The organism is Paenibacillus taichungensis (assembly GCF_050994985.1).
In the GTDB taxonomy this organism is placed as follows: domain Bacteria; phylum Bacillota; class Bacilli; order Paenibacillales; family Paenibacillaceae; genus Paenibacillus; species Paenibacillus taichungensis.
This window is the reverse complement of the sequence record NZ_CP194720.1, coordinates 6,233,745-6,260,478: the sequence shown is the minus strand read 5'-3', so window position 1 is coordinate 6,260,478 and position 26,734 is coordinate 6,233,745. Positions and strand designations below refer to the sequence as shown.

Genomic DNA, 26,734 nt, shown 5'->3' with positions numbered 1-26,734 from the left:
GTCTCCTTTGGGTCGGGATGTGGTCTTACCAGAGTGACATCTTGGTCAGACGCCGGGTCATCGTATTAGCCGCGAACACAAGCACAAAGGTGATAATAGAGTTGAACAGGCCGACGGCTGTCGCAAATCCGTAGTTCTGTCCTTCAATCCCCATCCGGTACACGTAGGTAGATAACACGTCTGCAGTCTCATAGGTAGCGCCGTTATAGAGCAGATATACTTTCTCGAAGCCTACACTCATAATGCCGCCAAGCGACAGGAGCAGCAGGATGACAATCGTTGGCTTGATGCTGGGAAGTGTCAGGTGCCATAGCTCTTGGAATTTGTTGACGCCGTCAATTTTGCCGGAATCGTACATTTCGGGGTCAATGCCCATAATGGCCGCAATGTAGATGATGGAGCTGAAGCCAAAGCTCTGCCAGATATCGGAGCTGGTGAATATCGTTCGGAACCATCCGGCATCCATCATGAAGTTCACTTTCTCCATACCGAGCTTGGCAATCAGGGTGTTCACGATCCCGTCCGTAGGTGACAGGAAGTTAATAATCATGCCCGCGACAACGACGGTCGAGATGAAATGCGGAAGGTAGGTGACGGTCTGGGCGAACCGCTTGAACGTCTGATTCTTGATTTCTACAATACAGACGGCGAACAGAATGGGGATGGAGAAGCCAAACAGGAGCGGCAGGAAGGCGAGTAAAAACGTATTGCGCAGCAGCCTCCAGAAGTAGATGGAATTCACAAATTGATCAAACCACCTTAGGCCCACCCATTCCCCGCTGAACATTCCCTGCCCAGGCATGAAATTGCGGAAGGCCAGCAGCATGCCCGGCATGGGAACATACATGAAGATGACGTAATACAGAAAAATGGGTGAGAACATCAGCAGCAAATACTTATCCCGTTTGATCAGGCTGAACAGCGTGGACATGCGATTCTTCACCTTTTAGACTCCCCTTCGCATTAAAATTACAACGTTTGAATTTTCAGTCATAAACATGCCACTTCATGCACAATTCAGATCATTCCCTTAAACAAAGAATCCATAAAACCCCTTTCAAAATAGAATATTAGAACAAATAACAAACGATTGAATACGTAGATATAAACACAAAACCAAAATTACAACGTTGTAATTTTACCCTAAATGTATACGCTTACAAAAAACTATTTTTCCCATCTTAGCAAAGACCAACTGGTTTGGCAACAACAAAAATCAGTGTTTAATTGCGAAGAGGTCTACATGCTTTTGCCGATCTGGGAGACATGTTAGCGGGCAAAAAAGGCGCGAAAAAAGGGCAATGAACGTATTTCTTTCGTTCTGCCCGGTTCTTACCCTGCCTAAGCCAGCTTTCTGGCACAGCGCAGGATTGTTTTATTTTTGAAACGTTCACCCTTGGTTTCAACCTCTTCGGCTTCTACATCTGGTTTCGATACTCCATCGGTGTTACACCCGTCACGCGCTGAAACGCCCTGTAGAACTGACTGACATTGGAGAACCCCAGCCCAAAGCTGATGGTGGTCACTGAATCTGTTGTATGGCGCAGTCGTCGGGTGGCTTCCTCCACACGCAAATTCAGTACGTACTGATACGGCGTTGAACCTGTCAGCGCCTTGAAGGAACGCATAAAATGATATCTGCTCTGGTGCGCAACCGCCGCCATCGATTCAATGTCCATTGGACTTGTATAGTCACTGTGTATATACTCCAGCACGCGCCGCAGATGGGGGTCGATGAACGCGCCGCCGTGGCTGCTTGTTTGCTGATACAGATTCTGAAGCTGCCCATAAACCAGGCCAGCCCCCACTCTCCCCGCCACACCTATTCCTGCGGTTGCCAGCGTCAGGTTACTCCCATCCGGTTGACCAGTCAGCATCCGTCTAAGATATGTCTCTACTGCAAGCTCTGCTTCCTGTATCTGCAATGGTTCAGGCGCATCGTCAAGCAAAATGGCGTTCCAGCCTCGAAACAGTCTGCTAATTTCAGCAGGATCGAAGGTTTGCGTAGTCCGAAATTCGGTCTGCACCCCTTGCCCCCCTGACTCCTCCAAGCTGCCAACTGGCGGATTACGAAACTTGATAACGATAACCGCGGAATCCGAACCAATCTCGAAAAAGTGCTCCATCCGGGGATGTGCAATAATCCCTAGTCCTGCTTGTAGTGGATAAGCATGCTGTTCCTGCACTAGATGACATTGTCCTCTTACAGGCAACGTAACCTGATACCAATCATCATGCACATGGGGTTCATTGGCGAATCCGCCAGAGGCCTTCCACAATTCCAATCCATTCAGCATCATATTTAATTCCATCGTTTCCTCACCTGCTGACATTATAGCAAATCGTGCTCACTTTCCAAGCACTTTTCACAAAGACAATATCTGTCCGTATCTTTTATCATGGTAAAAAATAATTCGAGGTGATCTCCCGTGGCACAAGCCGCTGTAAGCAAAATGCAAATCAATCACTCCGCCAATTGGGCGCTTGCCGGGGTCAGCTTCGCCCATCTGCTGAATGATGCGATGCAGACCGTTGTTCCGTCTGCTTTTCCGCTGTTCCAGCAGACCATGCAGCTCAGTTTCGCCCAGATGGGCTGGATTGCCTTCACATTGAATATTACCGCATCGGTTCTACAGCCGCTGGTCGGTTATATGTCTGATCGCAAGCCCATGCCAATCCTACTGCCCGGAGGCATGTTGTTCTCCCTGATCGGTGTTTTCGGCTTTGCCTTGTCTTCCGAGTTATGGATGCTGCTTGTCTCCGCAGCATTGATTGGTATAGGCTCATCCATCCTGCATCCTGAATCCTCACGCGTCGCCCATCTGGCGGCAGGTCGAGGACGTGGAATGGCACAGTCCATCTTCCAGGTCGGTGGCAATACAGGTCAGGCTCTCGCCCCGTTGCTGGTTGCCTTTATCCTGCTCCCGCATGGACAGCTTAGTTTTCTGTGGCTAATGGCTTTTGCCCTAATCGGGATCATTATCCAGTCTTCCGTTAGCCGTTGGTATAGAGACAAATTGGCGGATAATCGCAGCCGTCAGCAACAGTCTGTACAGGCAAATGGCATTGTGCAGCCTACTGCCCAGCCCTTAAGTCGGGGATTTATCGCTTTTACAATGGGTATTCTCATCCTGCTGCTATTTTCCAAATTCGTGTATATTGCCGGTATGACCGGGTACTATGCCTTTTATTACGCGGATGCGTATAACCTACCTCTTTCGCAGGCCCAGATTTGCCTGTTCGTTCTGCAATTTGCGGGTATGGTTGGAACCTTGCTCGGTGGACCACTGGCTGACCGTTATGGACGTAAACCGATGATCTGGTTCTCCATCGCGGGTACTGCACCATTTTCACTGCTGCTGCCTTATGCAGGACCTGCTCTATCCATGGTATTATGCGGCATCATCGGTCTGATTCTGATGTCCGGCTTCAGTGTCATCATTGTCTACGCACAGGAATTGCTTCCGCGTCATATTGGGACGGTATCGGGATTGTTCTTCGGCCTGTCGTTCGGCATGGCGGGACTCGGCTCGGTTGTGCTCGGTTCCCTGATTGATGTGACCAGCATTTCATTCGTCATCAAGCTATGTTCTTTTTTGCCGCTGCTCGGGGTATGTGCTGTATTCCTGCGCCGGGATCGGCCAAGAAACGCCTAATATGCATTGAAACGTCAGTCGTTTTGTGACTACAATAAGGTCAGGATAATCGAGACAGAGGCTAAATAGAAGGAAGGAATAACTCATGATCATTGATGTACAGCATGTTACTTGGAAAAGGGGACCCATCACCCTGCTGAACGATGTCAGCTGGCATGTAAACGAAGGCGAACATTGGGCATTGCTTGGCCTGAATGGTTCCGGTAAAACCACACTCCTGAACATGATCACCGGATATCTCTGGCCCACAGAAGGTACGATATCCGTGCTCGGACACCGTTACGGGGATGTGGATTTGCGTGAGCTGCGAAAGTCGATTGGCTGGGTCAGCTCCTCCCTTCAAGAGAAATTGTATGGCACCGACCGCACCCAATATGTCGTGATCAGCGGCAAACACGCCACCATCGGACTGTACGATAAACTTTCAGACGAGGATCTGGATCAGGCACGAGAATTGATGCATACACTCGGCTGTCAGCATCTGTGGGATCGCGAATACCGTACCTGCTCTCAGGGGGAGAAGCAGAAGTTGCTCATTGCCCGAGCCTTGATGGCTAACCCGCGTGTTCTCATTCTGGACGAGCCCTGTAATGGACTCGATCTGTTCTCCAGAGAGCGGCTACTTGAAAGTATCAGTGAGCTGACGCAGAAGCCGGATACCCCTTCGCTCATCTACGTGACTCATCATACGGAGGAAATATTGCCTGTGTTCAGTCACAGCCTGCTGCTCCGACGGGGCGAGATCGTGAATAGCGGATTAACCAGCGAGTTGATGAACAAAGACGTACTGAGTAACTTTTTTGAAGCACCTGTGGATGTGGATCGACATGGAGAACGTGTCTATGTCAGAGCATCGGAAAAATAATTTTCTATATCTATTCACAGTTGAAACAGTCGAAGCAGCCCAAAATCTTATCCACATGTGGACAGGTTTTGGGCTGTTTGGCTATATTATGAATTATCCACAGTTTTCTGTGTATTATTTCCGGGCAGAGAGGAATAAAAACAATGGAATCCGCTGTCTGCGCAGGTACGTCTCCTCGTTCACAAAATGCTGACGCTGAGGCGCCGATTCCCGCAGATGCTGTACTTGAAATCCTGCCTGCTGTAATGCCATATAGTAGGATTCGATGGAGCGATGCATTTTTTTCACCGTACCTCCAAGCCATTGCTGCTCCCGAAATCCCTCCACAAAATACTGATCGACGATCCAGTTGGTTCGGACTCCCGAAGGCTGCAGCGTCGACGTGATCACAGGATGTTCTACCGAGAATACGAATGTGCCGTTCTCTTTTAACGTGTGGTATACCTTGCGAAATAGGCTGTCCACATCCTCAATATAATGAATCGCCAGTCTGGATATGGCCAGATCGTATGTATCCGCAGGATAGCTCCAATCTTCCATATACGCTTGCTCAATCTGGGCGTTCTGACCCTTTATCGATTCATGGGCAGCCTGAATCATATTCACTGAACCTTCAATTCCTGTATAACTGCCACCACGGTGCTCGGGACCCAACAGTTCTGCTCCGAACCTCGCATCACCACAGCCGAGATCCAATATGCACTTGCCCCCAACGTCTCCGACTAACTCCAGCATTACAGGCTTCTCCAACGTATCATTGGCATTCTCCTGCCACTGCCGGCGTTCCATATACTTCTCGAAATTGGCCCCATCGTCGTAAAAATCCGATCCCCGTTCGCTCATTGCGCAACCCCTCCGTTACTGGAATGAAGCTCAGCTCTCATATTCAGCCTGAAAGATTATACAGAATATCGGCATAGGTTTCTACAGCAAAAAGGCTGTTGCCCGAAATAATCCAGCAGACAGCCCTATGCATTAGTAAATTTTCGTTATACTGGCTCAGCCAAAGCGCTGCGTTTTGTACCATTTGCTCTCACGTTTCTTGATCTTGTCCATGACCAAAGAGTAAAAGGCTTTGATCGAGATGAGAATAAACAGCTGCGCATACGTAAAATAGGATACACAGGCGTATATGAAATTACGAGTATTGCTCTGTCCAATGTCTGCCGCGAGTGCAAGATTGATCTGCAATACATATATAAAGTACATAAACGCCCATCCAATGACAAGAAATACATACGCATCTCCGGCAAATTGGAACGGTGAACTCACTCCCGGTTTGAACATCGCAATGATCTGGTAGACCAGATTAACGAGAAAGATAATATCCGATACAATGATGGCAAGCATAAACCAAAAGTAACTGACCGCATAATAGATAACCAACAACTTGTTACGCCAGCTGGACCGGTTGAACAGGTTATGGATATTATCCAAAACAACCTGATAGTTCCCTTTTGCCCATCGTTCACGCTGTTTCATATACACGCTGACCTTTTCTGGCTCTTGTTGATAGGCTTCTGCCTGGGGCGCAAGGGCAACGAATTGCCCTCGATTCAAAATCTCAAAGGATAAAGCCGTATCTTCTGTGATCGCGGTAACATCCCAGCCGCCAATCTCACGAATCAGATCCGTTTTAATAATATAATTAGTCCCCGGAATGGAACCGAGCTGGAATAATTCCCACAGCCCTGTGTGGTAGACTCGTTGAGATGTGATAATCTCCAGATTAATGCATTTGGAAAGGAAGTTCTGCCCCCGGTTCCTTGCTTTATTTCTGCCAAATACGACACCATATTGCTCCGGGTTTTCCAACGACTTCTGTGTCAGAAACATCAGGGAATTTCGCTCAGGGGCAGCATCTGCATCAAAGATGCAAATCCATTCACCCGTGGATATCTCCAAACCGTCATTTAACGCACCAGACTTGCCTCCCGTACCCTTACGCTCCATAACGGTCACATTCCGATGTACATAACTGGTTTGGCTGAGAAATGTCCGCAGCTTCTCCGCTGTATCGTCCGTGCAGTTATCCGCAATAACGATGACCTGAACCTTATCTTCAGGATAATTTAGACGCAGGATATGCTCCACGGTAGCTACAATAACCAATCCTTCATTATGTGCAGGTACCATGACGGTTACGGTTGGATAATGATCCATGTTCTTAGGAATCTGAATCCCTTTTTTGTCCTGTTTTTGAATAAAACGAACGGCTCCAGCCATAATGACTATCGATTCAAATACGGCAATCCATATACTAAATATGGATAGTAGTAATATAAAATCAGCCACTTACCTTCCTCCGATCGTACTTACGAATCACCTTGGATCGAAAGCGAAGAGTGGCAATCGTTAATACAATTGTAAAAACCGCGAACATACAGCTGACCGCGATACAAATCGGGATGAACCATGACATGTAGTCCACTGAGCATCTCTCCTTTCACGCTAGTTTTAGATATACTCTCCAATGAGATCTGTCTCCGTGTTCCGTTCCAGCGCGGCAATAACAGCATCAATATCCTCATACTTGCCGAACTGTTCCTTCTGGAATACCAATGCACCGGATCGAATAACCGTCTGTAGTTCATTTCCTTTTTTATCAATCATCTGCAGATCCATCATCGCTTTTTTGATCCGTCCTGTAAGCACTGGCAAGTACCCCACATCGGTCATCGGGCAAATGATCACAAACCGTCCCCGATCCACATAAAACTTGTAATCCTCATACCGTATTTGCTTCTGGATCGTATTGGACAGCTCCAGCAGAAACTGTGCATATCTTACGGAACCAAGTGACTCCAGTACCAATGGCAAAAAATCAATCTTGAACATGGCCATGCTGAACCCATATTGCTCCGAATAACGTCTGGCAAGATTGCTTTGTTTAATGACCGTATCGGCAAGAGCATCCTTGTTGCCCAAGGATGTATCCGGATCAATCTGCGGATTACGTTCCTGCAGCTCCTGCAGACGTTCCATGACACGGGCACTACGCACAAGACTTGCCTTAATAAAAGCAGCCACAGCCACATTAGCCGGGATTAATAGCCACCATGAGAACGTAAGCACATTCACATCTGCATAGGTAACAAGCCAGACAAAGTAAGAGACCAGATATACAAATCCGGCGACGACAGACACTCCGACAGGTATCGCAAAACCAAGAACCAGCGCACCGAGCGTTGCGATACTAAACACCACATCCAGTGTGGTATAACTCTGATTCATATAAATTTTAAGATAGACAACGAGTTGCTGGATCACGGCTAATCCGATCAAACTGGCATATCCCCATGCAATACGACGAATGGGTGCTTTATTCCTCATAAGTACCTTCTCTCCAGTAAAATTTAATAGTGATCATTAGAATTCAACAAATTACGACATGAATAGACAAATATTATGCTAACACAATATTAAACACATAAAATGACAGAATTATCATTTTTCAAGAAACTTTTGTAATTCAGTCTCACCAAGCAAAGGGAACAGGTTATCAAACATATGTGTATCGCCATCAAATACGTACCCTCCCGGATAAGCGTTATCCAGACTGCGCAAGGTGATCATATGGTTATACAGCTGTTTGGCCCATTTTGGATCACCTGTTTGAACAGCGAGCAGCATGGCGAGTCCATAAACGGATGGAGATTCATAGGATACGGCGGGTGTACGCCCCGTACGTTTATATTGGCCCGGCAACTGATGACGGGTATTGAATTCAGTTTTCAGAAAAGAAATAAGCTTGTCCGGCGTCCGGTTGGTTGCCGTTAAATGGTTGGCGACAATTAGCTGATCGATCAGGTTGACCGTATCATCATATGTATATTCTTTCGTTACAACATTAAAGGTTTTAGGGTAAAATATGCCGTCATCCGGCATGCTTTTCAGCAGAGATTCGTATTTGGTATAGGTTCCTGGTTCCAGCATTTCATGCTCTTCCATCGCTTGCAGCGCCTGCAGATCAACATAAACCAGACTTAATATATCCGGTGAATGTCCATTGGCGAAATCGTGAAAATCAACATAATACCCCTTGGTCTGAACGGACTGCGTAAGTGTACGGACAATATGATTGGCTGTTGCCAGCTTCTCCTTCCGGCCCTGCTCCCATTGATCTGCCGCCTTCAATAATGCCCCAACGATTCGAAAATCATCGCCAAGCGCATTGGTGGTCACATGAGACTTCCCTTCCGTATCCAGCTTCCAGGCAATATAGTTTTGAGGCATCAGGAAATAGGTCTTTAAGAGATCATAACTCTGCTCAAATAACACCTGATCGTTCTTGGCTACGGCGTATTGCATCCACAGTCCGATGGATTCAGACAAAGCCTCCCGACCTGCCACAATATTTGGATCTACTGACGAAGCATCCTGAAGATAGGTGGCCAGTGTGCCATTCGAATTGGTCATATGTTTCTGTACAAAAGAAGCTGTCGGGGATGGATCGTTCATCACAAACCGCTCCTTCATAAAAATAATCCATGCTGCCGCGATACCAACTACCAGTATGACCAACCACACCAGTCTTCTCCGGTTCATGACCTGCATATTTCCCTCCTGTGTTGTTACAGCTCTGGAATATCACTCTTCGCTCATTCAGAATGATCCATATAAGGCCGGCGGCCGCCCTTTTTGACGAATTTCCAATCAACTTCAATGTTGTGGCGCATCCGGCGCAGAAGCTTAACCGCAATCTCGATCTCTTCCTCCGTTAAGCCCTCCAGCGTTACCTGGTCCGAATGAACACCCTCTCTGCGGATGAACTCCCAAGCTTCAAGACCAGCATCTGTCGGATATAACAGCTTATTCTTCTTATTACCCATTGCCGACTGTTTGACGACAAATCCGTCCGCTTCCAGTTTGCTAATGGCTCTAGCCGCAGTGGTCCGATCCACTTTGATTAATTCAGCGAGCTGATTGGGGATAATACCAGGATTCTCACATATGCGATAAAGATACAAATACTGTCCACGAGACAAGTTTAGATGTTGGAATTCAACGTTGCTGATCGAATCCAGGCAGCGGGCAATCATGCCGATTTCACGCAACACTTCTTTTTTTTCAGTCAATGGATTCACTCCTCTATAAAATTGTTGCATTCGCAACATAATTGATGATATAACTGATTTAAATCAGTTTAAATTTTAACCATGATAACACATGGAACAGGTATACGTTCATGCTATCTACCAGTTTACCATGCCATAATAGAATTACTATTGACTAAAGGAGAAACATTCATGAATACAACTATTGTTGAAGCTAATAACCAGGAATTGCTCGACGCCTGCTTCGCCATTCGTACCGCTATTTTTGTTGAAGAGCAAGGGGTGCCGGCTGAGGACGAATTCGATGCTTATGATGCACTGGAGACGGAAGCAAAACATATTCTGCTCTACGTAGACGGCGTTCCCGCTGCCTCTTCCAGGCTGCGTGTGGTCGAAAATGTTGCCAAATTGGAACGGATCTGTGTCATGATCGATTATCGGAAACACGGACTTGGTCGTGTGCTGATCGATAAGCTGGAGCAAATGGCACTCGCTCAAGGACTCGAGAAGGCCAAGTTGCATGCACAGGTACAGGCCTCAGGGTTCTACGAACGTCTCGGATACACGGCAGCCTCGGACGTATTCATGGAAGATGGCATTCCACATCTACTGATGACCAAGAACTTAAAATAAATACCAAAAAGAGCATCCTCAAAGTTCAAGAACAAGACTTTGGGATGCTCTTTTTGGTTTCTAATGAACCCAGCCCGTGCTATTAATGGAGATTTAAGTATTTGGGAGTGTAACGAATCGTACAAACCTTATTTTCTGTTTTTGCAACCTAACTTGCACCTTTTTAATGTGAATTTGACTGAATAACTTGATTGAAGTTCGTTAGCATTTCTAATTCACGTATTTTGCTCCAATTAGGTGCGAAGAGTTCATTAGATGTAGCGCCACATTGGGAGAGTATTTACTAAGTAAATAAGATGACAAAGAAGCCAGGCGTTAACCTGACTTCTTGGCTTACATCCTTATCCCAAAGCCAGACGACCTGGCTGAGATTCAGCGGCGTTGTTTTTCATCTGTTTACTGCGCAATTGTCCGCAGGCCGCATCGATATCGGTACCATGTTCCATGCGTACAGTTGCGTTAATGTTTTTCTTTTTCAATGTATCATAAAAGCCCAGAATGGACTCTTCCGTGCTCCGCTGATACTGACTGTGCTCATCCACCGGATTGTACGGAATCAGGTTGATACTGACCATACTCTTGCGGGTGGACAACAGTTCAGCCAATTCGGCCGCATGTTCCCGCTGATCGTTGACGTCCCGAAGCAAAATATATTCAAACATAATACGCTTGTTCGTCGTAGCCAGGTAATAATCCACCGCGTCCATCAATTGTTCAATCGGGAAGGCCCGGTTGATCTTCATGATCTGTGTCCGCAGTTCGTTATTCGGTGCGTGCAGGGAGATCGCCAGATTTACCTGCAGACTGCTGTCTGCAAATTCCTTGATCTTGTCAGGCAGCCCACTCGTGGATACGGTGATCCGTTTGGCTGCAAGCGCCAGCCCTTTACGATGCTTGATCACTTCAATAAAGTCAGTCATGTTCTGGAAATTGTCAAACGGTTCGCCAATTCCCATCACGACCACGTTAGTTACCCGCTCGCCTTGACCAGCTGCATCAAGATACTGTTGTACGTGCATAATCTGTTCGACAATCTCACCACCGGATAGATCGCGACTTTTCTTGATCAGCCCGCTCGCGCAGAAGCTGCAACCAATATTACATCCCACTTGAGTGGTTACACATACAGTGAGACCGTATTTTTGGCGCATTAAAACCGTTTCAATCAGATTTCCGTCCTGCATACGCAGCAGAAATTTCACCGTGCCGTCAGCAGATTCCTGCTTCACATGTTCACTCAGTGAGTTCATCGTGAAATGCTCTGAAATGACATCCAGACATTCCTGACGCACATCCGTCATCTCTGTAAAATCATGCACTCGCTCCTGATATAACCATTCCCAGATGCGGGAAGCACGGGATTTCTTCTGCCCATGCTCCGGCAGCCAGTCACGTAGTTGCTCTAATGTTAATCCATATATGGATGATTTAATCATGTTATTGTCCTCTTTTCGCAAAAAGCATATGGCTCATCGGTCTATCGAAAAAACCTCTACTCTGTATTGTCCCAAAATTGACGAGGGAACACAAGGGCTTTTGCATTTCTTCCAAGAGGTTTTATCAATGGCAAATCTGCACAGTAACTTATCGCTTCACTCCAATGCCCAACCGTTTAGAAGTGAATAATACCTGAGGTATGCAGCAGAACCAGAAGCACCAGAATTGGCGCTACATAACGCAGCATGAACAGCCATACCCGGAACCAGCCTGCACGCAAGCCGGATGCTTCGGCAGCCTTTTTCCAGAAGTATCCGGCAAAAATAGTAACAAGCAATCCACCAATCGGAAGTAAAATGTTGGACGCCATGAAGTCCATCCAGTCGAACACACTCTTCGAGCCAATCGTCCATTCAGGGAACAATCCGAGCGACAATACCGAAGGAAGCCCAACGATGAAGACGGCAAGTGAGATGGTCCATACCGAGCGACTCCGGCTCCAGGATAGTCTCTCCATGAAATATTTCACCGGAACTTCCAGCAAGGATACAGCCGATGTTAACGCCGCAATCGCCAGAAGCACGAAGAACAACCCGCCAAACACGAAGCCTAGCGGCATAGCCGAGAAGGCTGCCGGCAAAGCCACAAAGATCAGCGATGGACCCTGATCTGGTGCAATCCCGAAGGAGAAGGTCGTTGGGAAAATGATCAGACCTGCAATGAACGCATAAATCAGATCACCCGCACCTACAGCAACGGTTGCTGCACCCAGTGATTGATTTTTATCAACATATGAACCGTATGTCACAAGAATACCCATACCCAGTGATAGGGAGAAGAATGCATGTCCAAGCGCTACCAGCGCAGATTCGGTCGTAAGTTGCGAGAAGTCTGGATTCAGGAAGAAGGAAACTCCCGCACCAGCTCCTGGCAAAGTCACTGCACGAACCATCAGGATAATGAGCAGAACCAGCATCGCTGGAATCAGCACTTTGTTAAACTTCTCGATTCCGTTCGATACCCCTTTGGCTACGATCCAACCTGTAATCAGAACCGAAACCAGTTGCCACACAATCGGCATATAGCCGCCAACAAAGTCACCGAACTGTCCGGCATAATCCGGATTGTTATACAACGTGCCACTAAAGGACGTGATTGCGTACTGCAGCGTCCAGCCTGCAATGATCACATAAAAGGAAAGAATGATAAATGGCGTCAGTACTTGCAGCAATCCAGCCGCAAGCCAACCTTTTTGCCCACCCGCTTTAATAAAGGCCGTAGCCGCGCTTCCTCTGCCGCTGCGACCAATCGCAAGTTCAGCCAGCAATACGGGCAGACCAATCAACAGGAGACAAACGATAAAGAGCAGGAAAAACGCCGCTCCCCCGTTCTCTCCCGTAATATAAGGAAACTTCCACATGTTGCCGAGACCCACTGAACTACCAATGGCAGCCAGAATAAATCCGGCCTGCGAGAAGCGTTCACCTTTGTTGGGTCCGTCTTGATCCAGATTAGGCTTACTAAAATTCATCGTATCTACTCCATCACTTTAAAGTTTTCCCGTAATTATATACTACTCCACGTGTCAGGTCATTCGAAAATCGAAATTTGTCGAAATGTTATTTATTTACAGGTACTTGTGCAATAAATAGGTTGGCCTTTCCTTCTTCATTTAACATAGGAAGCAGCCAGCGACGTGTTGTCCACTGAACTTTCTAATATACAGTATGTGATAAAAAGAAGCATGCCAACCCTGCCCTGTAGATCGGTAATTCCAAAGGTGGCTGGGATCCATATCGTGATTCTGCTCTGGGTTGTATATGCCATGACCCGTGAAGTTCTAAATGGACGGAAGAAACGTAGCTGAATATGATCCTGTAAGAATAAAAAAAGAGGTGTTCCAGCAACCACTTACATGGTTACCGAAACACCTCTATTTGGATTAAATTTTAATTTCAAGCAACTCATATTTGATAATGCCCATAGGCGCATTTACATGAATGACACTGCCTACTTCTTTGCCCATCAGTTCTTTACCAAGCGGGCTCTCATACGATATTTTGTTATCAGCAACATCCGCCTCGGCTGGACCAACCAACATGTATTCAATCTTCTCGGCGAATTCAATATCATTAAGCAGAATGGTTGAGCCAATGCTTACTTTGTTCGAGTCGATATTGTCCGAAGTGATGACTCTTGCTTTGGTCAGCATTTTCTCCAGAATCAAAATGCGTGTTTCCATAAAAGCCTGATCATCTTTGGCTGAATGATACTCACTATTTTCCTTCAGGTCACCGTAACTGATCGCGAGTTTCAGACGCGCCGCCAGTTCCTTACGCTTCACCGTCTTTAATTCCCTCAGTTCGTCCTCCAGCTTTTCCAAGCCTTCCTGTGTCAAGATCACTTCATCATTAGCCATTTTTTCCATCTCCTAATCCTGCTTTCTATCTATATTCTAACCTATATCCACTCCAAACGGTTAACATACCAAGAAAAAGAAATAACGTTCCCATTGATGGAAAGATGTGTATGTGTCCTCTTAGACTGTACCGGTACAATTGAAATAAACCAGTGTATTCATTTCATCCGTTCACTTTTACAATGAATTCAGGGCAGCAGTTTATAACACGCTCACTACATGACTCGAGGTGATCTGGATGAATGTTACATTGACTCCAACTGAAATAATGGCCTACCTGAAACGGATAGGCATCCATGATATCAAGGAACCCACACTGGCATTCCTATCTGAAATCCAGCAGGCACATGTGCAGTATCTATCCTGGCAAACGGTCGATATTTTTGCAGGTCGACCTACGGGTCTTCAAGAATCGGTCCAGCTTATATTGCAAGGCCGCAGTGGTTACTGTTTTCATCTGAATGGCGCTTTCAGCGTTCTGCTTCGCTCTCTGGGATATACGGTGCATTGGCATCGTGCCGGAGTTCAGCCATTCGGAGAGCAGCCACGTGTGAACTCGTTCCATCTCGGTCTTTCCGTCTCTTTGCCAGATGCAGACCCGAATGTGGAACGTTGGATTGTGGACGTCGGTCTGGGCGGCATGCCCTTTGAACCGCTTCCCCTTCGTTATGGAACCTACGGATCGGCCCCGTTTACTTATACATTAATGCCTTCATCCGTTGCCCCTGGCGGATGGCGACTTGAATATGAGCCGAACGGGCCAAGTGAGGGTGTCGACTTCGCTCCCGAAGAGCTTACCAACCTGGAGGAGTTCATTCCCAAGCATGAATTCTACAGCCAGTCAGCCGATTCGCCTTGGCATAACGCATTTTTACTCCGTCAGAGGCATGCTCTCCAAAGCAACGAACTACGTGGATGTATGCTCCGGACGCATGACCGCGATGGTATCCGCAAGAAGGAAATTCAAACCTACACCGAGTGGAGAGACGTATTGGCTGAGAAATTCCATGAACCGTTGGTGAATTACACAGAACTTGAACGCAAAGAAATGTGGGGACGGGTACAGGCTGCACATGAAGAATGGAAAAGAACACAGCAGGTATAAAGCGGCACGGGCAGACCCGATAAACCGATGATTATAAAGGAAAGTGTGCAATCCATGCCGAATACATCGTCAGGTGATAAATGATGATAACGATTCAAGTTCTTCAAGTTCCGGCAGAATTGCCGGAGACATACTGGAACCTTTTTTTGTCTTACGTATCTGAGGAAAGACGAGGACAAGCTGCACGTTTTGTACATCAGGTGGATGCTTATCGCTCTGTACTGGGTGAAGTGTTGACCCGTGTGACGCTGAGCAAGTTAACTGGCCTGAGGCCGGGAGAACTTTCCTTTACACGTAACAAATACGGCAAACCTTCACTCAGTCTCAGTAACTATGCTGATGTTCAATTTAATGTCTCGCACTCCGGCGATTGGATTGCTTTAATCTCTGGCGGTGACGCTGATCTGGGTGTGGATGTGGAAAAAATATCGCCCATCGACATGAAGATTGCCGAGCGCTTCTTCTCTATCACGGAGAGTGGATTCCTGGCTGCGGAGCCCGCCGAAATGCAGCTGGAGACCTTTTACCGTCTATGGACGTTAAAGGAAAGCTACATCAAGGCCGTCGGCATGGGCCTGTCCATGCCACTTGATTCATTCTCCATGATCCGTAATGCTGACGGGAACTGGCACTCGCCAGAAGCAGCCAATTATCCATTCCTCAGCCTTCGACTGGATCACGGGCATATGATAGCTGCTTGTTCCGCAGGAGAAGCTTTACCTTCCCAGCCGGATGTCATCACAATCGAAGAGTTGTATCAGGCATTATTATGAAGGAGGGGTTACAAACCCTTCCTTCATTTTTTCATTTTATCAAAACGTGCATTAATCCCTTTCCGAACCATAATTTTCAAAAAAATGATTAACATTCTGTCCAGTTAATGGTACTATAGGACCAAAAGGAAGAGAAGTAGGTAATATAGATCAGGTATTTATAACTATTTTCTACAGTACATACTTGTTAATGCTCGATTCTCTCTCCATTTATTATTTTAGAAGGAAGTGGACAAATGCATATCTTTTTGCAAAACAATGCAGGTGTGACCAAAAACGTTAAGGTTGGTTTCAGCTGGACAACACTCTTTTTCGGTTTTTTCCCTGCGCTTTTCCGTGGTGATTTGAAATGGGCTGCCATCATGTTTTTGATTAGTGTTGCTCTTGGAGTCTTCACTGTGGGTATCGGAGCTTGGGTTAGTGGAATCGTATTCTCCTTCGTTTACAACAAAATTTACATTAAAGAATTGCTGGAAAAAGGCTACCGTCCTGCAAATGCTGAGTCTCAAGCGGTTCTTGAGAGAAATCAGATTATTGCTCGAGCAGCATAAACTTAGAAAAGAATGTAACCAACATAGCAATTTAGATTTTTATTGTAGATTTATGAACTAGCACGCATGTAAAAATACCGAAAAGTCCCTGACGAACCCGTCAGGGACTTTTTAATAATCAATGCACTGCATTCACGCACTCTGATCTGAAGAGATATCATGTTCAACTGCCAGGCTACAGAACTTAACCTTTCGATTGTACAGACGATTCCTGCGTCAATGATGGAGATTTCTTTTGCCTCCGGAAGAGACCCTGACCGCTGTTTTTCCGTATCGTTGCAGCCGCGTCAGCATCGCTGATTTTCAGGGCAAAGCATAAACCAATCAACAGAAACGCAGCAGCACCCAGTAAAGCCAAACGGTATGCCAGCATATTCGGCTCCATCGCTCCAGCCGCAGTAACCTTCGTTGTACCTACGCCAGCCAGAACAGCAGACAATAAAGCCATTCCAATGGCGGAGCCCAGCCGATTTTGCACCGTGAACCAGGTGGAGGCTCGTCCCATTGAAGGAGGCGGTATTCGGGCAAAAGAAGCAATCTGTACCGCGCCTACCGTCTGCCCCAGGAAGATCCCCACGCCGAACAATAATGAACGAATGAACCACGGATTCGTATCCACTGTAATCTGACTAAGCGTAATGAAAATCACAGCCGTGCAGATCAAACCCATGGATATCAGCTTACGCGGACCCAGTCGCGGATATGTCCAGGGCACAAGCTGCGAAGCGATCATAAGTCCCAGAGCTTCAGGGAATGTGGTTAGTCCTGTCTCCAGCGCAGAGGCGTTTAGCACGTTTTGATACATCAGTGGAAATACATACAACATGCCCAGCAGACCCGCTGCTCCACATACGGACACCAGACCGGAATAGCGGAATAAACGGTCTTTCAGCAAACGTAGATCAAGCAAAGGCTGCTTCGCGCGCAGTTCGGCAACCACGAGCAACGTGAGCAGGATGATTCCCGTCAGACCAGCTCCAATAATAAGAGGGGAAGTCCACCCTCGCAGCGGACCCTGACTAAGAGCGTACATCGTCAGAGCGAGCCCTGGGGCAGATAATAACCACCCCGGTACATCCAGTGGACCGGCTTCCTGTTCTTTGTGTTCCTTCAGATAAATCATTCCGAAGATTACCGCTGGAATGCCTACGGGTAGATTCACATAGAAGATCCATCGCCAAGAGAGCTGGTCCACAATCAATCCGCTCACAATCGGCCCTAGGGCCGGGGCCAGCGCGATGGGCAGTATGAGCATTCGAGAAACTTTGGCCCGTTCCTGGGGAGGGAAGGTTCGAAACAGCATCGCCATCCCTACTGGAGTAAGCAGACCACCCCCTGCACCCTGCAAAATGCGAAAGAACGTCAGCGTACTTAATTGATCTGCCGTCGCACACAGTGCGGAGGATACCGTAAACAGTGCCAGTGCCGATAAGAAAACTCGTTTCGTTCCCCATCGATCACCAAGCCACCCGGCGACAGGCAGGAATACAGCCAAACTCACCAAATACCCCACATTCAAGGTACCCGAAGCAGCCGGGGGAATCCCCAGCTCCTCACTAATGGTTCGTAATGCTACGTTCAAGACCGTTCCATCCATAGCCACCATAAACATCGCTAACACATAGACGATGCTGACAATGACCTTGGGATTCAGACCGAATTTCATCTGCTAGCCTCATGAACGGCTCCAGGCATACCGATTTCATCACAGAGGCTTAACGGTTTCAGATCTGTCCATTGCTCGGCGATGTAATCGAGACACACCCGGCGCTTGGCCTTGCCAAGCATCACGGTCCAACCTGCGGGTACTTCAAGGGATGCAGGCCAGAGGGAGTATTGCCCCTCCTCATTGATTAACACCAGATAATTGCTGTCTTCATATTCAAATGGGTTGCTCATCGCCTTATCCTCCTATTTATGTTGAATTTCGCGCTTGTTCAGCTCTTCCAGCTTGGCGGCCAGTGTTCGGCAGATTTCCTCCAGCGGTCCAGGCTGACAGAGGTCTTTGTGACGGCAAGCGATATCATGACGTTCCAATTGGCCCCCGATATACGCATTCCACATTTCCGGTTCAATCGGGTCAAACCAGTCCGGAATAATGGTGGAACGGAAGAAGATCAGATCCCCCTCGAATCGGGATGGCGTATAGGCCCCCAAGATCCGTACGGAATTTTCATAGGTCTTCCGCAGCTTCATGATCGTATCTTCGTCCAAACTTGCCAGTGCACTGCCCTCACTGCGCAATATGCGCATAGCCGTTGCCATATCCAGCGGCCCATCCCCAATGCTGTCCGGATCATAACCACCCAGTGCAAGCAATGCCGTTAAGGCTTCTTCCTCATCCGGTTCTCCGCGAATCGGCAGATAGTGGCTCGGATACGCATCCAGCATGGCAAGAAACTCCACTTCTTCCCCTTCCGATTGCAGTTGTACCGCCATAGCCTGGGCTACGTTACCTCCGAGAGACCAGCCAAGCAGACGGTAAGGTCCCTCAGGCTGTACCGAGCGGATATGGCGGATGTAGTCTGCTGTCATATCTTCCAGTGTAGACGGAAGTTCCTCGTACTCAGCAATTCCTCTGGCCTGTAACCCATAGAGCAGATATTCCATGCCCAGATGTTTCATCAGCCCAGCATAACACCAGCTAAGTCCTCCTGCAGGATGGACACAGAATATAGGCAGATGCTCCCCATGCGTTCTGAGCGGCAACAGCACTTGAAGCGAGCTTTTTCCGGAATCCGAATCCATCTCCAGTCGCTCCGCTAGTCCCGCTACGGTAGCTGTTTCGAACAAAATGCCGATGCCCGGCTCCCTTCCCATCGCTTCACGAATGCGGCTCATCAAGCGAACAGCCAGTAACGAATGGCCACCCAGCTCGAAGAAACTGTCATCAATACTCACACTCCGCATGCCCAATACTTCGGCAAACAAATCACAGAGGATCTCCTCCTGCGGGTTGCGAGGCGCTCTGCCACCTGTCGTTAATTGCATTTCCGGTGCGGGTAGTGCCTTGCGATCGAGCTTTCCATTAGCTGTAAGCGGCAGGCTCTCCATCGCTACAACCGCAGATGGAACCATATAATCCGGAAGGCTGGCAGACGCATGACGACGCAAGGCAGTCGATTCCGGTATCGTCCCTGTGTCCGAAGCCGGAACGATATAAGCTACAAGACGTTTATCCCCCGGCTGGTCCTCACGGACAATTACAGCAGCCTGTGCCACGCTTGAATGCCTTGCCAGCACCGCTTCAATCTCGCCAAGCTCAATGCGGAATCCCCGTATTTTCACCTGCTGATCCGCCCGCCCCAAATAATCAAGCGAGCCATCATGCAAACGCTTCGCCAGATCTCCTGTCCGGTACATACGTGTGCCTGGTGGACCGTATGGATCAGCAACGAATCGCTCAGCTGTAAGATCAGGCCGATTCCAATAACCACGAGCCAGACCTGCTCCGGCTACATACATCTCTCCGGTTACTCCTGTTGGTACAGGCTCAAGTTGATCATCCAACACATATACCCGAAGATCCGGTATGGCGCATCCAATCCAGCTGCTCGCGCCTTCCGTAGAACTGCCTGCATGCAGTTCCTGGTAGCTGACATGAACCGTCGTCTCAGTGATGCCATACATATTGATGAGTCTTGGCGCATCATCAGCATGACGTTCATACCAATCATCCAAGCGCCCAAGCTCCAGTGCCTCGCCTCCAAAAATGACATAACGGAGTGCAAGCTGCTGTCCCCAGGCCGGATTTTCCCTGTCAGCCTGCATGAGTTGGTAGAATGCGGATGGCGTCTGGTTCAATACGGTCACCTTTTGCTCAGCAAGCAACTGCAGGAACGCTCCAGGTGAACGGCTAATCTCATGAGGAACAACGACTAATCGCCCTCCATGCAGCAGCGGTCCCCAGATTTCCCATACGGAGAAGTCAAATGCATAGGAGTGGAACAAGGTCCATACATGACTCGCGTCAAAATGGAACCAGTGCTGCGTGGCATCCAATAAACGGATGACATTGGCATGCGGAATAACGACCCCTTTAGGCTTGCCTGTCGAACCCGAGGTATAGATCATGTAAGCCGGGTTCAGAGGTGTTACACGCCCATTGCGTTCACTATCCGCAGGGTTTCGATCATCCAGCATCTCCAATTGCTGCAAAGTATGCAAATCGTCCATATTAATACACTGAATTTCTGCCACCTGCGGAAGCAAGGTGTATACCTCTGTGCTCGTTACCATTACTTTCGGTGCTGCATCTGTCAGCATATGTGTCAACCGATATGCCGGATAATTGGGGTCAAGTGGTAGATAAGCGGCTCCTGCTTTTAGCACAGCGAGAATGCCCACAACCATTTCAACGGAACGAGGCAAGGCTAGCGCAACCATTTCTTCCGGTGCCACGCCTTGAGCGATCAGTAATCTGGCAAGCTGATTGGCTCTTGCATTCAGCTCCCTGTAATTCAAGGTGATATCCTCACAGGTCATGGCAGTCGCTTCCGGATGAGCAGCTGCTTGTATTTCAAAGCGCTCGGCTATGGTCAGTTGTGCATCCTCACTCAGCGTAAAGGACCATTCTTTTTCAAGCCGGGCCTGCTCTGTTAGGGTCACGACATGAAATCTGCTGATTCGCTCATCCAACTGCTGCACTGCATCTTCAAGCACCTGCATCAATCGGACCACAAGTTCACCTGCAGTAGACTCCCGGAAGAGATCTGCACTATATTCCAGCACACCTTCAATTCCGCCTGGAGATCCGTTATGCTGACGCTGCTCTGTCAGCTCAAGGGTTAGATCAAATTTGGATGAACCCACACCATGCATGCGGGTTTCCGCCACAATACCCGGTAGATCAAGACGAATATCCGGTGTATTTTGCAGCACAAGCATCACTTGAAAGAGCGGATGTTTGGAACGGGATCGAGGCGGATTTAATACTTCAACCAACCGTTCAAAGGGCAGATCCTGATGTTCATATGCTGCCAGGTCGACTTCTCGCACACGGGCCAGCAGCTCACGGAATGTTGGATCACCTGAAGTATCTGTGCGCAGCACAAGGGTGTTAATGAACATACCCACGACTTCATCCAGCGCATCATCGCTCCGTCCGGCAATCGGTGTTCCTATCGCGATATCCGTTCCTGCACCCATTCGGGTAAGCAGCAAGGACAGTGCCGAGTGCAGCACCATGAACAGGCTGACTTTATTCTCACGTGCGATGATCATCAATTGCCCATGCAAACGTTGACTGATCGTAAAAGGCACTGACCCACCGCGATAACTGGACACGACTGGACGTGCGTAATCCGTAGGAAATGTAACCTGCTCCGGTAAATGGGCCAGCTGGTTGCTCCAGAATTCCATCTGTCTTGCAATCAGACTGTCCTGCTGTTTCTCATTCCCTAGCAATCTCGCCTGCCACACCGCATAGTCGGCATATTGAATGCGCAGCGGCTCCCAGGCAGGTGAAGAACCCCGCAAGCGTGATGCATAAGCCACCGACAGATCGCGGATGAGCGGTGACAATGACCATCCATCCCCGGCAATATGATGCAGCAGCAACAACAGCACATGCTCATCAGCGCCGATTCTGAACAACTCGGCACGAATGCCTGGTTCAGTGGAAAGCTGGAAACTGTAGCGTGACGCTTCTGTCAGAAGCTCGGGAAGCTCCTGCTCCGTAGCAGCGGTTATATTCAATTTCACTTTGACGTCAGCAGCATTCAGAATATGCTGGCTCGCAGAACCCATTTCAGGCGGATACAACGTTCGTAATGTCTCATGACGGTCTACAATATCCTGCAGGGCGTTCTCCAGAGCATCCGTATCCAGCTTCCCGGCCAACCGGGCAACCAGCGGAATGTTATACGTCGGATTGGCGCCTTCCAGACAATACATGAACCACAACCTCCGCTGGGCAAAGGAGAGCGGAAGCTCCCCCTGACGTGAAACAGGCTGAATAACAGGTCTCACCGATTTCGCCTGATCCAATCGTTTGGCTAGGCCTGCGGCGGTTGGAGCTTCAAATACACTGCCAATCGTTAGATCTGCACCAAATACATCACGGATACGTGCTGTAATTCGTCCAGCCAGCAGGGAGTGCCCACCCAGCTCAAAGAAATCATCGTCAATGCCCACACGACCAACACCAAGAATCTCAGCGAACAGACTGCATAGAATTTCTTCTTGTGGCGTGCGCGCCTCCCGTCCATTGGCAATTGACAGCAAAGTAGGCACAGGAAGCTGTTTGCGATCGATCTTTTTATTCGGTGTCAACGGCATCTCAGGCAGTAGTGTGAATGCAGCAGGCACCATATAATCCGGCAACGCATCCGCCACGTAAGCTCTTAGTTCTGCCAGATCCATACGATTCTCGAGTTCAGACTCACCCACTACGTACGCTGCCAATCGCTGGTTTCCCGGTTGGTCTTCGCGAGCCATGACCGTGACCTGAGCTACGCCAGGATACCTGGAGATTACCGATTCAATCTCGCCCAGTTCTATCCGGAAACCTCTAATTTTGATCTGATGATCTGCACGACCCAAATAATCGATAGAACCATCCGGCAGCCATTTCGCCAAATCTCCTGTACGGTACATCCGACTGCCTGGCTGACCGAAGGGATTGGCTACAAAGCGTTCTGCAGTCAGATCAGGCCTGCCCAAATACCCGCGCGCAAGCCCTTCGCCTGCGATATAGAGTTCCCCTACTACACCCGAGGGTACTGGCTTTAAGCCTTGATCCAGCACATATAGCTGCGTGTTGCGAACCGGACCACCAATCGACGGTTTCCCCATTTCCCCTGTGTCGAACGAGGCAGCTGTGGAATAAATGGTTGTCTCGGTTGGGCCGTACTGGTTATTAACGTGACACCCCAGTTCCTGTAAAGAAAGCTTCAGTTCCTCCGTCAGCGCCTCTCCTCCAGTAATCAAGGTTAGCCCATCGAATCGCCCTGGCCGGCTCGTCACCAAAGACTGCCATAACGTAGGCGTAGCCTGCATGATGGTGGTTCCCAGCTCTCTCATCTTCCCAGCCAGAGCTACCGTATCAAGAATCGTCTCTTTGTGTGCAATATCCAGCCGGGCACCCGTCGTAAGCGGCAGAAATACTTCCAGTACGGATATGTCAAAAGCAATCGTAGTCACCGACAGCCAGTGGTCCTGCGGACCAACCTGTAGTCTCGTCTTCATATCCTCAAGCAGATTCGCCAGCCCCAGATGGGTTACGGCTACGCCCTTGGGCTTACCTGTGGAGCCTGAAGTGTAAATAATATACGAAGGATTGTGCAGAGAAGCTGTACTTGTCAGATCATCACCTTCGGGATTACTTCCAGGCCGGCGACTAACTGCCGTAGCAGTATTTGGTTCATCCATGACCATCATCGGTACACTGGATGTTGTCGGCAGACTGGAAACATGGTCCATCACCGTCACCACACAAGCAGGCTTGGCATCCTCCAACATGTAGATCAGACGCTCTTCGGGATAGTCAGGGTCAAGCGGCAGATAGGCGGCCCCCGTTTTGTGGACAGCCACAATGGCGATGACCACTTCGAGCGAACGAGGCAGAGCAATGGCCACCCGCTGTTCCGGTCCTGCCTGATATCGTTGTATCAATTCATGAGCCAACTGATTCGCTCGTTCATTCAACTCCGCATATGTCAGGGACTCCCCTTCGAATGTCAGCGCCGTTGCAGAAGGTGTGCGGCGGACCTGCTGTTCAAACAGTGCTGCTGAATTGCTATCGGCAGTCACCCCTCCCGTTCCATTCCATGTCACCAATACTTGTTCACGTTCGGCAGGGAGCAGCAATTCCAGTCGTCCCACCGTCTCCGTCTCCATGCCTTCCTGCATTACCAAGTTCAGCAGCTGCATATAACGAAGCTGATGGTTCTGCAGTTCGGAATCATTGTAGATAGACGGATTCGCATCAAAATCAATACTCAGCCCATGACCATGCCCTTGGTCCACCACATGAATGGACAGATCGTCTACCGGGCCCGTGGACAGGTTGTGAATCATGCCGCGCTGCCCTGCAAAGTTTAATTCATGGTGGAATGGCATGACATTAATCATGGGTCCGAACAGGCGACGATTCTCTCCAAGCAGCTTCAGATCACGCCGCAGATCCTGGTGCCGATAGCGTTGATGCTTTCGTACCGCCCGAATCTCCTGCATAACCTGTTTCAGCAACTCTGACACGGTCAGATCCGACTCTACGTTGAGACGCAGCGGAAGCACATTCATGACCATACCCGGAACCCGCAGGGAAGTTGATCCCAATCGGCACATCACGGGCAGGGCCAGCACAACATCGGTCGCCCCTGTCATTCGGTGAACGTAAATGGCCGTTGCCGCTACAAACAAATCCGGCCAGGTCACACCGAACCTTGCCGCTGCCGCCTGCATTTGCTCGCGCTGCGGTTGTGTAAACAGGCCACTCTGTCTCAGGAAGTAGGTAGAGGTTCGCGGAGCACGTTCCCCCAGACTGACAACATCCGGTTCGTCTGCATACCGATCCATCCAGAACTGACGATCCTGCACTTTGTCCACTGATCCAAGATAAGCCTCGTCTTCCTGAAGAACGGCCATCCATGAGCCAAACGACGCCCCCTGCTGGACTTGATCTACACCTTCTCCTCTTACCCTTGCAGAGTATAGGCTCGCCACCCTGCGGGTAATCAGCGAAACGCCGTATCCGTCAATCGCGATATGATGGATGCGCTGGTACCAGTAATAACAATCATGGCTCAGCTGGAACAATGCCTCCGTAAAGAGTGGACCTGTCGCCAGATTGACGGGATTGGCCAGATCCTTTTTCATCCAGTTTAGTGCTGCTGTGTGGGGCTCCGATTCCTCCCTCACGTCGATGACATGAAATGTCCAATGATTCGGGTTGGTGTTCAACGACTGCCATGGACCTTGTTCATTTTCGCCATAAACCATATTCAGCGACTCTGCTTCCGAAACGGTCTGTCGCACACTTTCTTCGAAGCGTCCTTTGTCTACGCTACCCTCAATGACCACATACTCGGCGGTATTGTACATCGGATTGTCCGGATTCAACTGCTGAGCGAACCAGATGCCGGACTGTGCAGAGGACAGGGGCCAAGCCGTGTCCCGACTGTGCGACGTATGCACGGCCCCGCTCAAAAGTAGTCTCCGTTCGGGAGCACCTTATTTTTGGCCTTATCCAGCAATGCTGCCCATGCAGCCAATGTAGGCAGCTCCGCCAGATCCACGAACGTTACCCCCGCTCCTTCCACTCGAAAGCGCTCAGCCAGACTCATAATACGAATGGAATCCAGTCCCCACATCTGAATCAGATCATCGTGCTCTCCAATGTTGCCAGGCTGCTCCTGGAGCATCTCTCCGACCTGATTTCTCAACGCTTCCAACGTGACTTGTTCAATGCCATGACTTCCGTCCTGAATTGGCTCTGCTGCGGATGCCGTTTGCTGCTCAGCCTCCGAACCAGCCACCTGAGCAGATGCAGCATAGGAGCGCTCCCCTTGCTCACCCACTTCGGATTTCAGTGCTCCTTCATTTCCGTCAGCGGCAGAATCCTTTAGCGATTCAAGTAAACGTCCGGTTGTCAGTGTTACCGCGCACCTTTCTGCTGCATACGTCAGGGCCATGCGATGTTTTTCCGCCGAGAAATCAGCTACTGCATCCGCAACCAGGAACGCCTGAATGTCTCTCATAAAGGCTTCACAAGAGGTCATCAGACATCCGATATGAGCATAAATACCGCAAACGATCAGTTGATCGCGGCCATCCCTCTGCATTAGTTCAAACAGGTCTGTTTTCTGGAAGGCGCTATATCGCCATTTGGTCATGAACGTATCTTGCGGAGCGGGTGCGAGCGCATCAATAATTTCTTTTTGCACAGGTCCTCCATCAATTCCCGCACCCCAAAAGTCCAGCTGTAACCCGCGCTGCTCCGGAGTCTGTCCGCCCGGTTGTGCGGAGTAGACCACCGGAATGCCCAGCTCATGACACTTTGAACGAAGTTGTGAAATATGATCGATCAGCTCCACAACAGGGGATTGTCCTGCCGTAAAGGCGTTCATAAAATATTGCTGCATATCATGGATCAGGAGTACCGAGCGCTTCGTATCCGGTGTCCATGTTACCTTGTTGACAGGAAGCTCCGACTCTACAGGCATTGCATAGGGTTGAATCTTTGGAAGTGCCATGAATATCCCTCTTTTCAGCTTTATTTATCACAATCATGTTCA

General features: G+C 48.8%; 20 protein-coding genes. 6 read left to right on the top strand and 14 right to left on the bottom strand.

All coding sequences use genetic code 11. The annotated features are described in order from the left end of the window. Positions 1-25: 25 nt before the first annotated feature. Both ACR1R9_RS28315 and ACR1R9_RS28310 read right to left on the bottom strand, forming a co-directional pair. Entirely contained in the window at positions 26-943 is a 918-nt protein-coding gene (locus ACR1R9_RS28315) for an ABC transporter permease (RefSeq protein WP_063565906.1), read from the bottom strand. A 475-nt stretch (positions 944-1,418) separates the two neighbouring features. Then, entirely contained in the window at positions 1,419-2,312 is an 894-nt protein-coding gene (locus tag ACR1R9_RS28310) for a helix-turn-helix domain-containing protein (RefSeq protein ID WP_433948852.1), read from the bottom strand. 117 nt (positions 2,313-2,429) lie between these two features. Here ACR1R9_RS28310 and ACR1R9_RS28305 point away from each other — a divergent pair, with 117 nt between their 5' ends. Both ACR1R9_RS28305 and ACR1R9_RS28300 read left to right on the top strand, forming a co-directional pair. Then, positions 2,430-3,656, top strand: coding sequence for an MFS transporter (locus tag ACR1R9_RS28305; RefSeq protein WP_433922192.1), 1,227 nt, complete (start codon positions 2,430-2,432; stop codon positions 3,654-3,656). An 85-nt stretch (positions 3,657-3,741) separates the two neighbouring features. Then, positions 3,742-4,521 (top strand): ABC transporter ATP-binding protein, encoded by a 780-nt coding sequence (locus tag ACR1R9_RS28300; protein WP_433922193.1) that lies wholly within the window; start codon positions 3,742-3,744, stop codon positions 4,519-4,521. 114 nt (positions 4,522-4,635) lie between these two features. Here ACR1R9_RS28300 and ACR1R9_RS28295 read toward each other — a convergent pair whose 3' ends face one another. The 5 genes from ACR1R9_RS28295 to ACR1R9_RS28275 all read right to left on the bottom strand — a co-directional run bounded on the left by ACR1R9_RS28295 (position 4,636) and on the right by ACR1R9_RS28275 (position 9,629). Continuing rightward, on the bottom strand, positions 4,636-5,364 hold the full coding sequence (locus tag ACR1R9_RS28295) for a class I SAM-dependent DNA methyltransferase (RefSeq protein ID WP_433922194.1): 729 nt from the start codon (positions 5,362-5,364) through the stop codon (positions 4,636-4,638). Between the two features lie 156 nt (positions 5,365-5,520). Further along, positions 5,521-6,816, bottom strand: a complete 1,296-nt coding sequence (locus ACR1R9_RS28290) for a glycosyltransferase family 2 protein (RefSeq protein WP_433922195.1) — start codon at positions 6,814-6,816, stop codon at positions 5,521-5,523. A 162-nt stretch (positions 6,817-6,978) separates the two neighbouring features. Next, entirely contained in the window at positions 6,979-7,854 is an 876-nt protein-coding gene (locus ACR1R9_RS28285; RefSeq protein WP_433922196.1) for a diguanylate cyclase domain-containing protein, read from the bottom strand. 114 nt (positions 7,855-7,968) lie between these two features. After that, on the bottom strand, positions 7,969-9,069 hold the full coding sequence (locus ACR1R9_RS28280) for a glycosyl hydrolase family 8 (RefSeq protein WP_433922197.1): 1,101 nt from the start codon (positions 9,067-9,069) through the stop codon (positions 7,969-7,971). Positions 9,070-9,122: 53 nt separating this feature from the next. Next, entirely contained in the window at positions 9,123-9,629 is a 507-nt protein-coding gene (locus ACR1R9_RS28275) for a MarR family winged helix-turn-helix transcriptional regulator (protein WP_433956405.1), read from the bottom strand. 141 nt (positions 9,630-9,770) lie between these two features. On the opposite strand from ACR1R9_RS28275, the gene ACR1R9_RS28270 reads away from it, so the two are divergent. After that, positions 9,771-10,211, top strand: a complete 441-nt coding sequence (locus ACR1R9_RS28270) for a GNAT family N-acetyltransferase (RefSeq protein ID WP_076287315.1) — start codon at positions 9,771-9,773, stop codon at positions 10,209-10,211. A 341-nt stretch (positions 10,212-10,552) separates the two neighbouring features. Here ACR1R9_RS28270 and rlmN read toward each other — a convergent pair whose 3' ends face one another. The 3 genes from rlmN to greA all read right to left on the bottom strand — a co-directional run bounded on the left by rlmN (position 10,553) and on the right by greA (position 14,067). After that, the gene (gene rlmN, locus ACR1R9_RS28265) at positions 10,553-11,647 is read right to left on the bottom strand and encodes a 23S rRNA (adenine(2503)-C(2))-methyltransferase RlmN (protein ID WP_433922198.1); all 1,095 of its coding nucleotides are present in this window, start codon (positions 11,645-11,647) and stop codon (positions 10,553-10,555) included. A 176-nt stretch (positions 11,648-11,823) separates the two neighbouring features. Next, complete coding sequence (locus ACR1R9_RS28260; RefSeq protein WP_076287313.1) at positions 11,824-13,179, bottom strand: sodium-dependent transporter; 1,356 nt, start codon at positions 13,177-13,179, stop codon at positions 11,824-11,826. Between the two features lie 411 nt (positions 13,180-13,590). Further along, positions 13,591-14,067 carry a transcription elongation factor GreA gene (gene greA, locus ACR1R9_RS28255; protein ID WP_063565893.1) on the bottom strand — a complete coding sequence of 159 codons (477 nt, stop codon included), beginning with the start codon at positions 14,065-14,067 and terminating at the stop codon, positions 13,591-13,593. 268 nt (positions 14,068-14,335) lie between these two features. Here greA and ACR1R9_RS28250 point away from each other — a divergent pair, with 268 nt between their 5' ends. The 3 genes from ACR1R9_RS28250 to ACR1R9_RS28240 all read left to right on the top strand — a co-directional run bounded on the left by ACR1R9_RS28250 (position 14,336) and on the right by ACR1R9_RS28240 (position 16,496). After that, positions 14,336-15,172 carry an arylamine N-acetyltransferase family protein gene (locus tag ACR1R9_RS28250; RefSeq protein WP_433948853.1) on the top strand — a complete coding sequence of 279 codons (837 nt, stop codon included), beginning with the start codon at positions 14,336-14,338 and terminating at the stop codon, positions 15,170-15,172. Between the two features lie 80 nt (positions 15,173-15,252). After that, positions 15,253-15,945, top strand: a complete 693-nt coding sequence (locus tag ACR1R9_RS28245; RefSeq protein WP_433922200.1) for a 4'-phosphopantetheinyl transferase family protein — start codon at positions 15,253-15,255, stop codon at positions 15,943-15,945. Positions 15,946-16,181: 236 nt separating this feature from the next. After that, entirely contained in the window at positions 16,182-16,496 is a 315-nt protein-coding gene (locus ACR1R9_RS28240; protein WP_024629712.1) for a hypothetical protein, read from the top strand. Between the two features lie 184 nt (positions 16,497-16,680). Here ACR1R9_RS28240 and ACR1R9_RS28235 read toward each other — a convergent pair whose 3' ends face one another. Genes ACR1R9_RS28235 through ACR1R9_RS28220 form a run of 4 tightly spaced genes read right to left on the bottom strand, consistent with a single transcriptional unit; the run spans position 16,681 to position 26,692 of the window. Beyond that, positions 16,681-18,162, bottom strand: a complete 1,482-nt coding sequence (locus ACR1R9_RS28235) for an MDR family MFS transporter (RefSeq protein WP_433922201.1) — start codon at positions 18,160-18,162, stop codon at positions 16,681-16,683. Next, a complete protein-coding gene (locus ACR1R9_RS28230) occupies positions 18,159-18,395 on the bottom strand; it encodes an MbtH family protein (protein WP_072733826.1) in 237 nt (78 codons plus the stop codon). Before ACR1R9_RS28230 ends, ACR1R9_RS28235 begins: the two co-directional genes overlap by 4 nt. A 12-nt stretch (positions 18,396-18,407) precedes the next feature. Further along, positions 18,408-25,646 carry an amino acid adenylation domain-containing protein gene (locus ACR1R9_RS28225; RefSeq protein ID WP_433948854.1) on the bottom strand — a complete coding sequence of 2,413 codons (7,239 nt, stop codon included), beginning with the start codon at positions 25,644-25,646 and terminating at the stop codon, positions 18,408-18,410. Continuing rightward, positions 25,643-26,692, bottom strand: coding sequence for an isochorismatase family protein (locus tag ACR1R9_RS28220; RefSeq protein WP_310854194.1), 1,050 nt, complete (start codon positions 26,690-26,692; stop codon positions 25,643-25,645). Before ACR1R9_RS28220 ends, ACR1R9_RS28225 begins: the two co-directional genes overlap by 4 nt. Positions 26,693-26,734 lie beyond the last annotated feature (42 nt).

Bases quoted from the DNA above. Each gene is read 5' to 3' on its own strand.
- ACR1R9_RS28250 (WP_433948853.1), top strand. From the start codon at position 14,336: ATGGCCTACCTGAAACGGATAGGCATCCATGATATCAAGGAACCCACA.
- ACR1R9_RS28285 (WP_433922196.1), bottom strand. From the start codon at position 7,854: ATGAGGAATAAAGCACCCATTCGTCGTATTGCATGGGGATATGCCAGT.
- ACR1R9_RS28220 (WP_310854194.1), bottom strand. From the start codon at position 26,692: ATGGCACTTCCAAAGATTCAACCCTATGCAATGCCTGTAGAGTCGGAG.
- ACR1R9_RS28275 (WP_433956405.1), bottom strand. From the start codon at position 9,629: ATGCAACAATTTTATAGAGGAGTGAATCCATTGACTGAAAAAAAAGAA.
- ACR1R9_RS28230 (WP_072733826.1), bottom strand. From the start codon at position 18,395: ATGAGCAACCCATTTGAATATGAAGACAGCAATTATCTGGTGTTAATC.
- ACR1R9_RS28280 (WP_433922197.1), bottom strand. From the start codon at position 9,069: ATGAACCGGAGAAGACTGGTGTGGTTGGTCATACTGGTAGTTGGTATC.
- rlmN (WP_433922198.1), bottom strand. From the start codon at position 11,647: ATGATTAAATCATCCATATATGGATTAACATTAGAGCAACTACGTGAC.
- ACR1R9_RS28270 (WP_076287315.1), top strand. From the start codon at position 9,771: ATGAATACAACTATTGTTGAAGCTAATAACCAGGAATTGCTCGACGCC.
- ACR1R9_RS28240 (WP_024629712.1), top strand. From the start codon at position 16,182: ATGCATATCTTTTTGCAAAACAATGCAGGTGTGACCAAAAACGTTAAG.
- ACR1R9_RS28300 (WP_433922193.1), top strand. From the start codon at position 3,742: ATGATCATTGATGTACAGCATGTTACTTGGAAAAGGGGACCCATCACC.
- ACR1R9_RS28295 (WP_433922194.1), bottom strand. From the start codon at position 5,364: ATGAGCGAACGGGGATCGGATTTTTACGACGATGGGGCCAATTTCGAG.
- greA (WP_063565893.1), bottom strand. From the start codon at position 14,067: ATGGCTAATGATGAAGTGATCTTGACACAGGAAGGCTTGGAAAAGCTG.
- ACR1R9_RS28260 (WP_076287313.1), bottom strand. From the start codon at position 13,179: ATGAATTTTAGTAAGCCTAATCTGGATCAAGACGGACCCAACAAAGGT.
- ACR1R9_RS28245 (WP_433922200.1), top strand. From the start codon at position 15,253: ATGATGATAACGATTCAAGTTCTTCAAGTTCCGGCAGAATTGCCGGAG.
- ACR1R9_RS28235 (WP_433922201.1), bottom strand. From the start codon at position 18,162: ATGAAATTCGGTCTGAATCCCAAGGTCATTGTCAGCATCGTCTATGTG.
- ACR1R9_RS28310 (WP_433948852.1), bottom strand. From the start codon at position 2,312: ATGGAATTAAATATGATGCTGAATGGATTGGAATTGTGGAAGGCCTCT.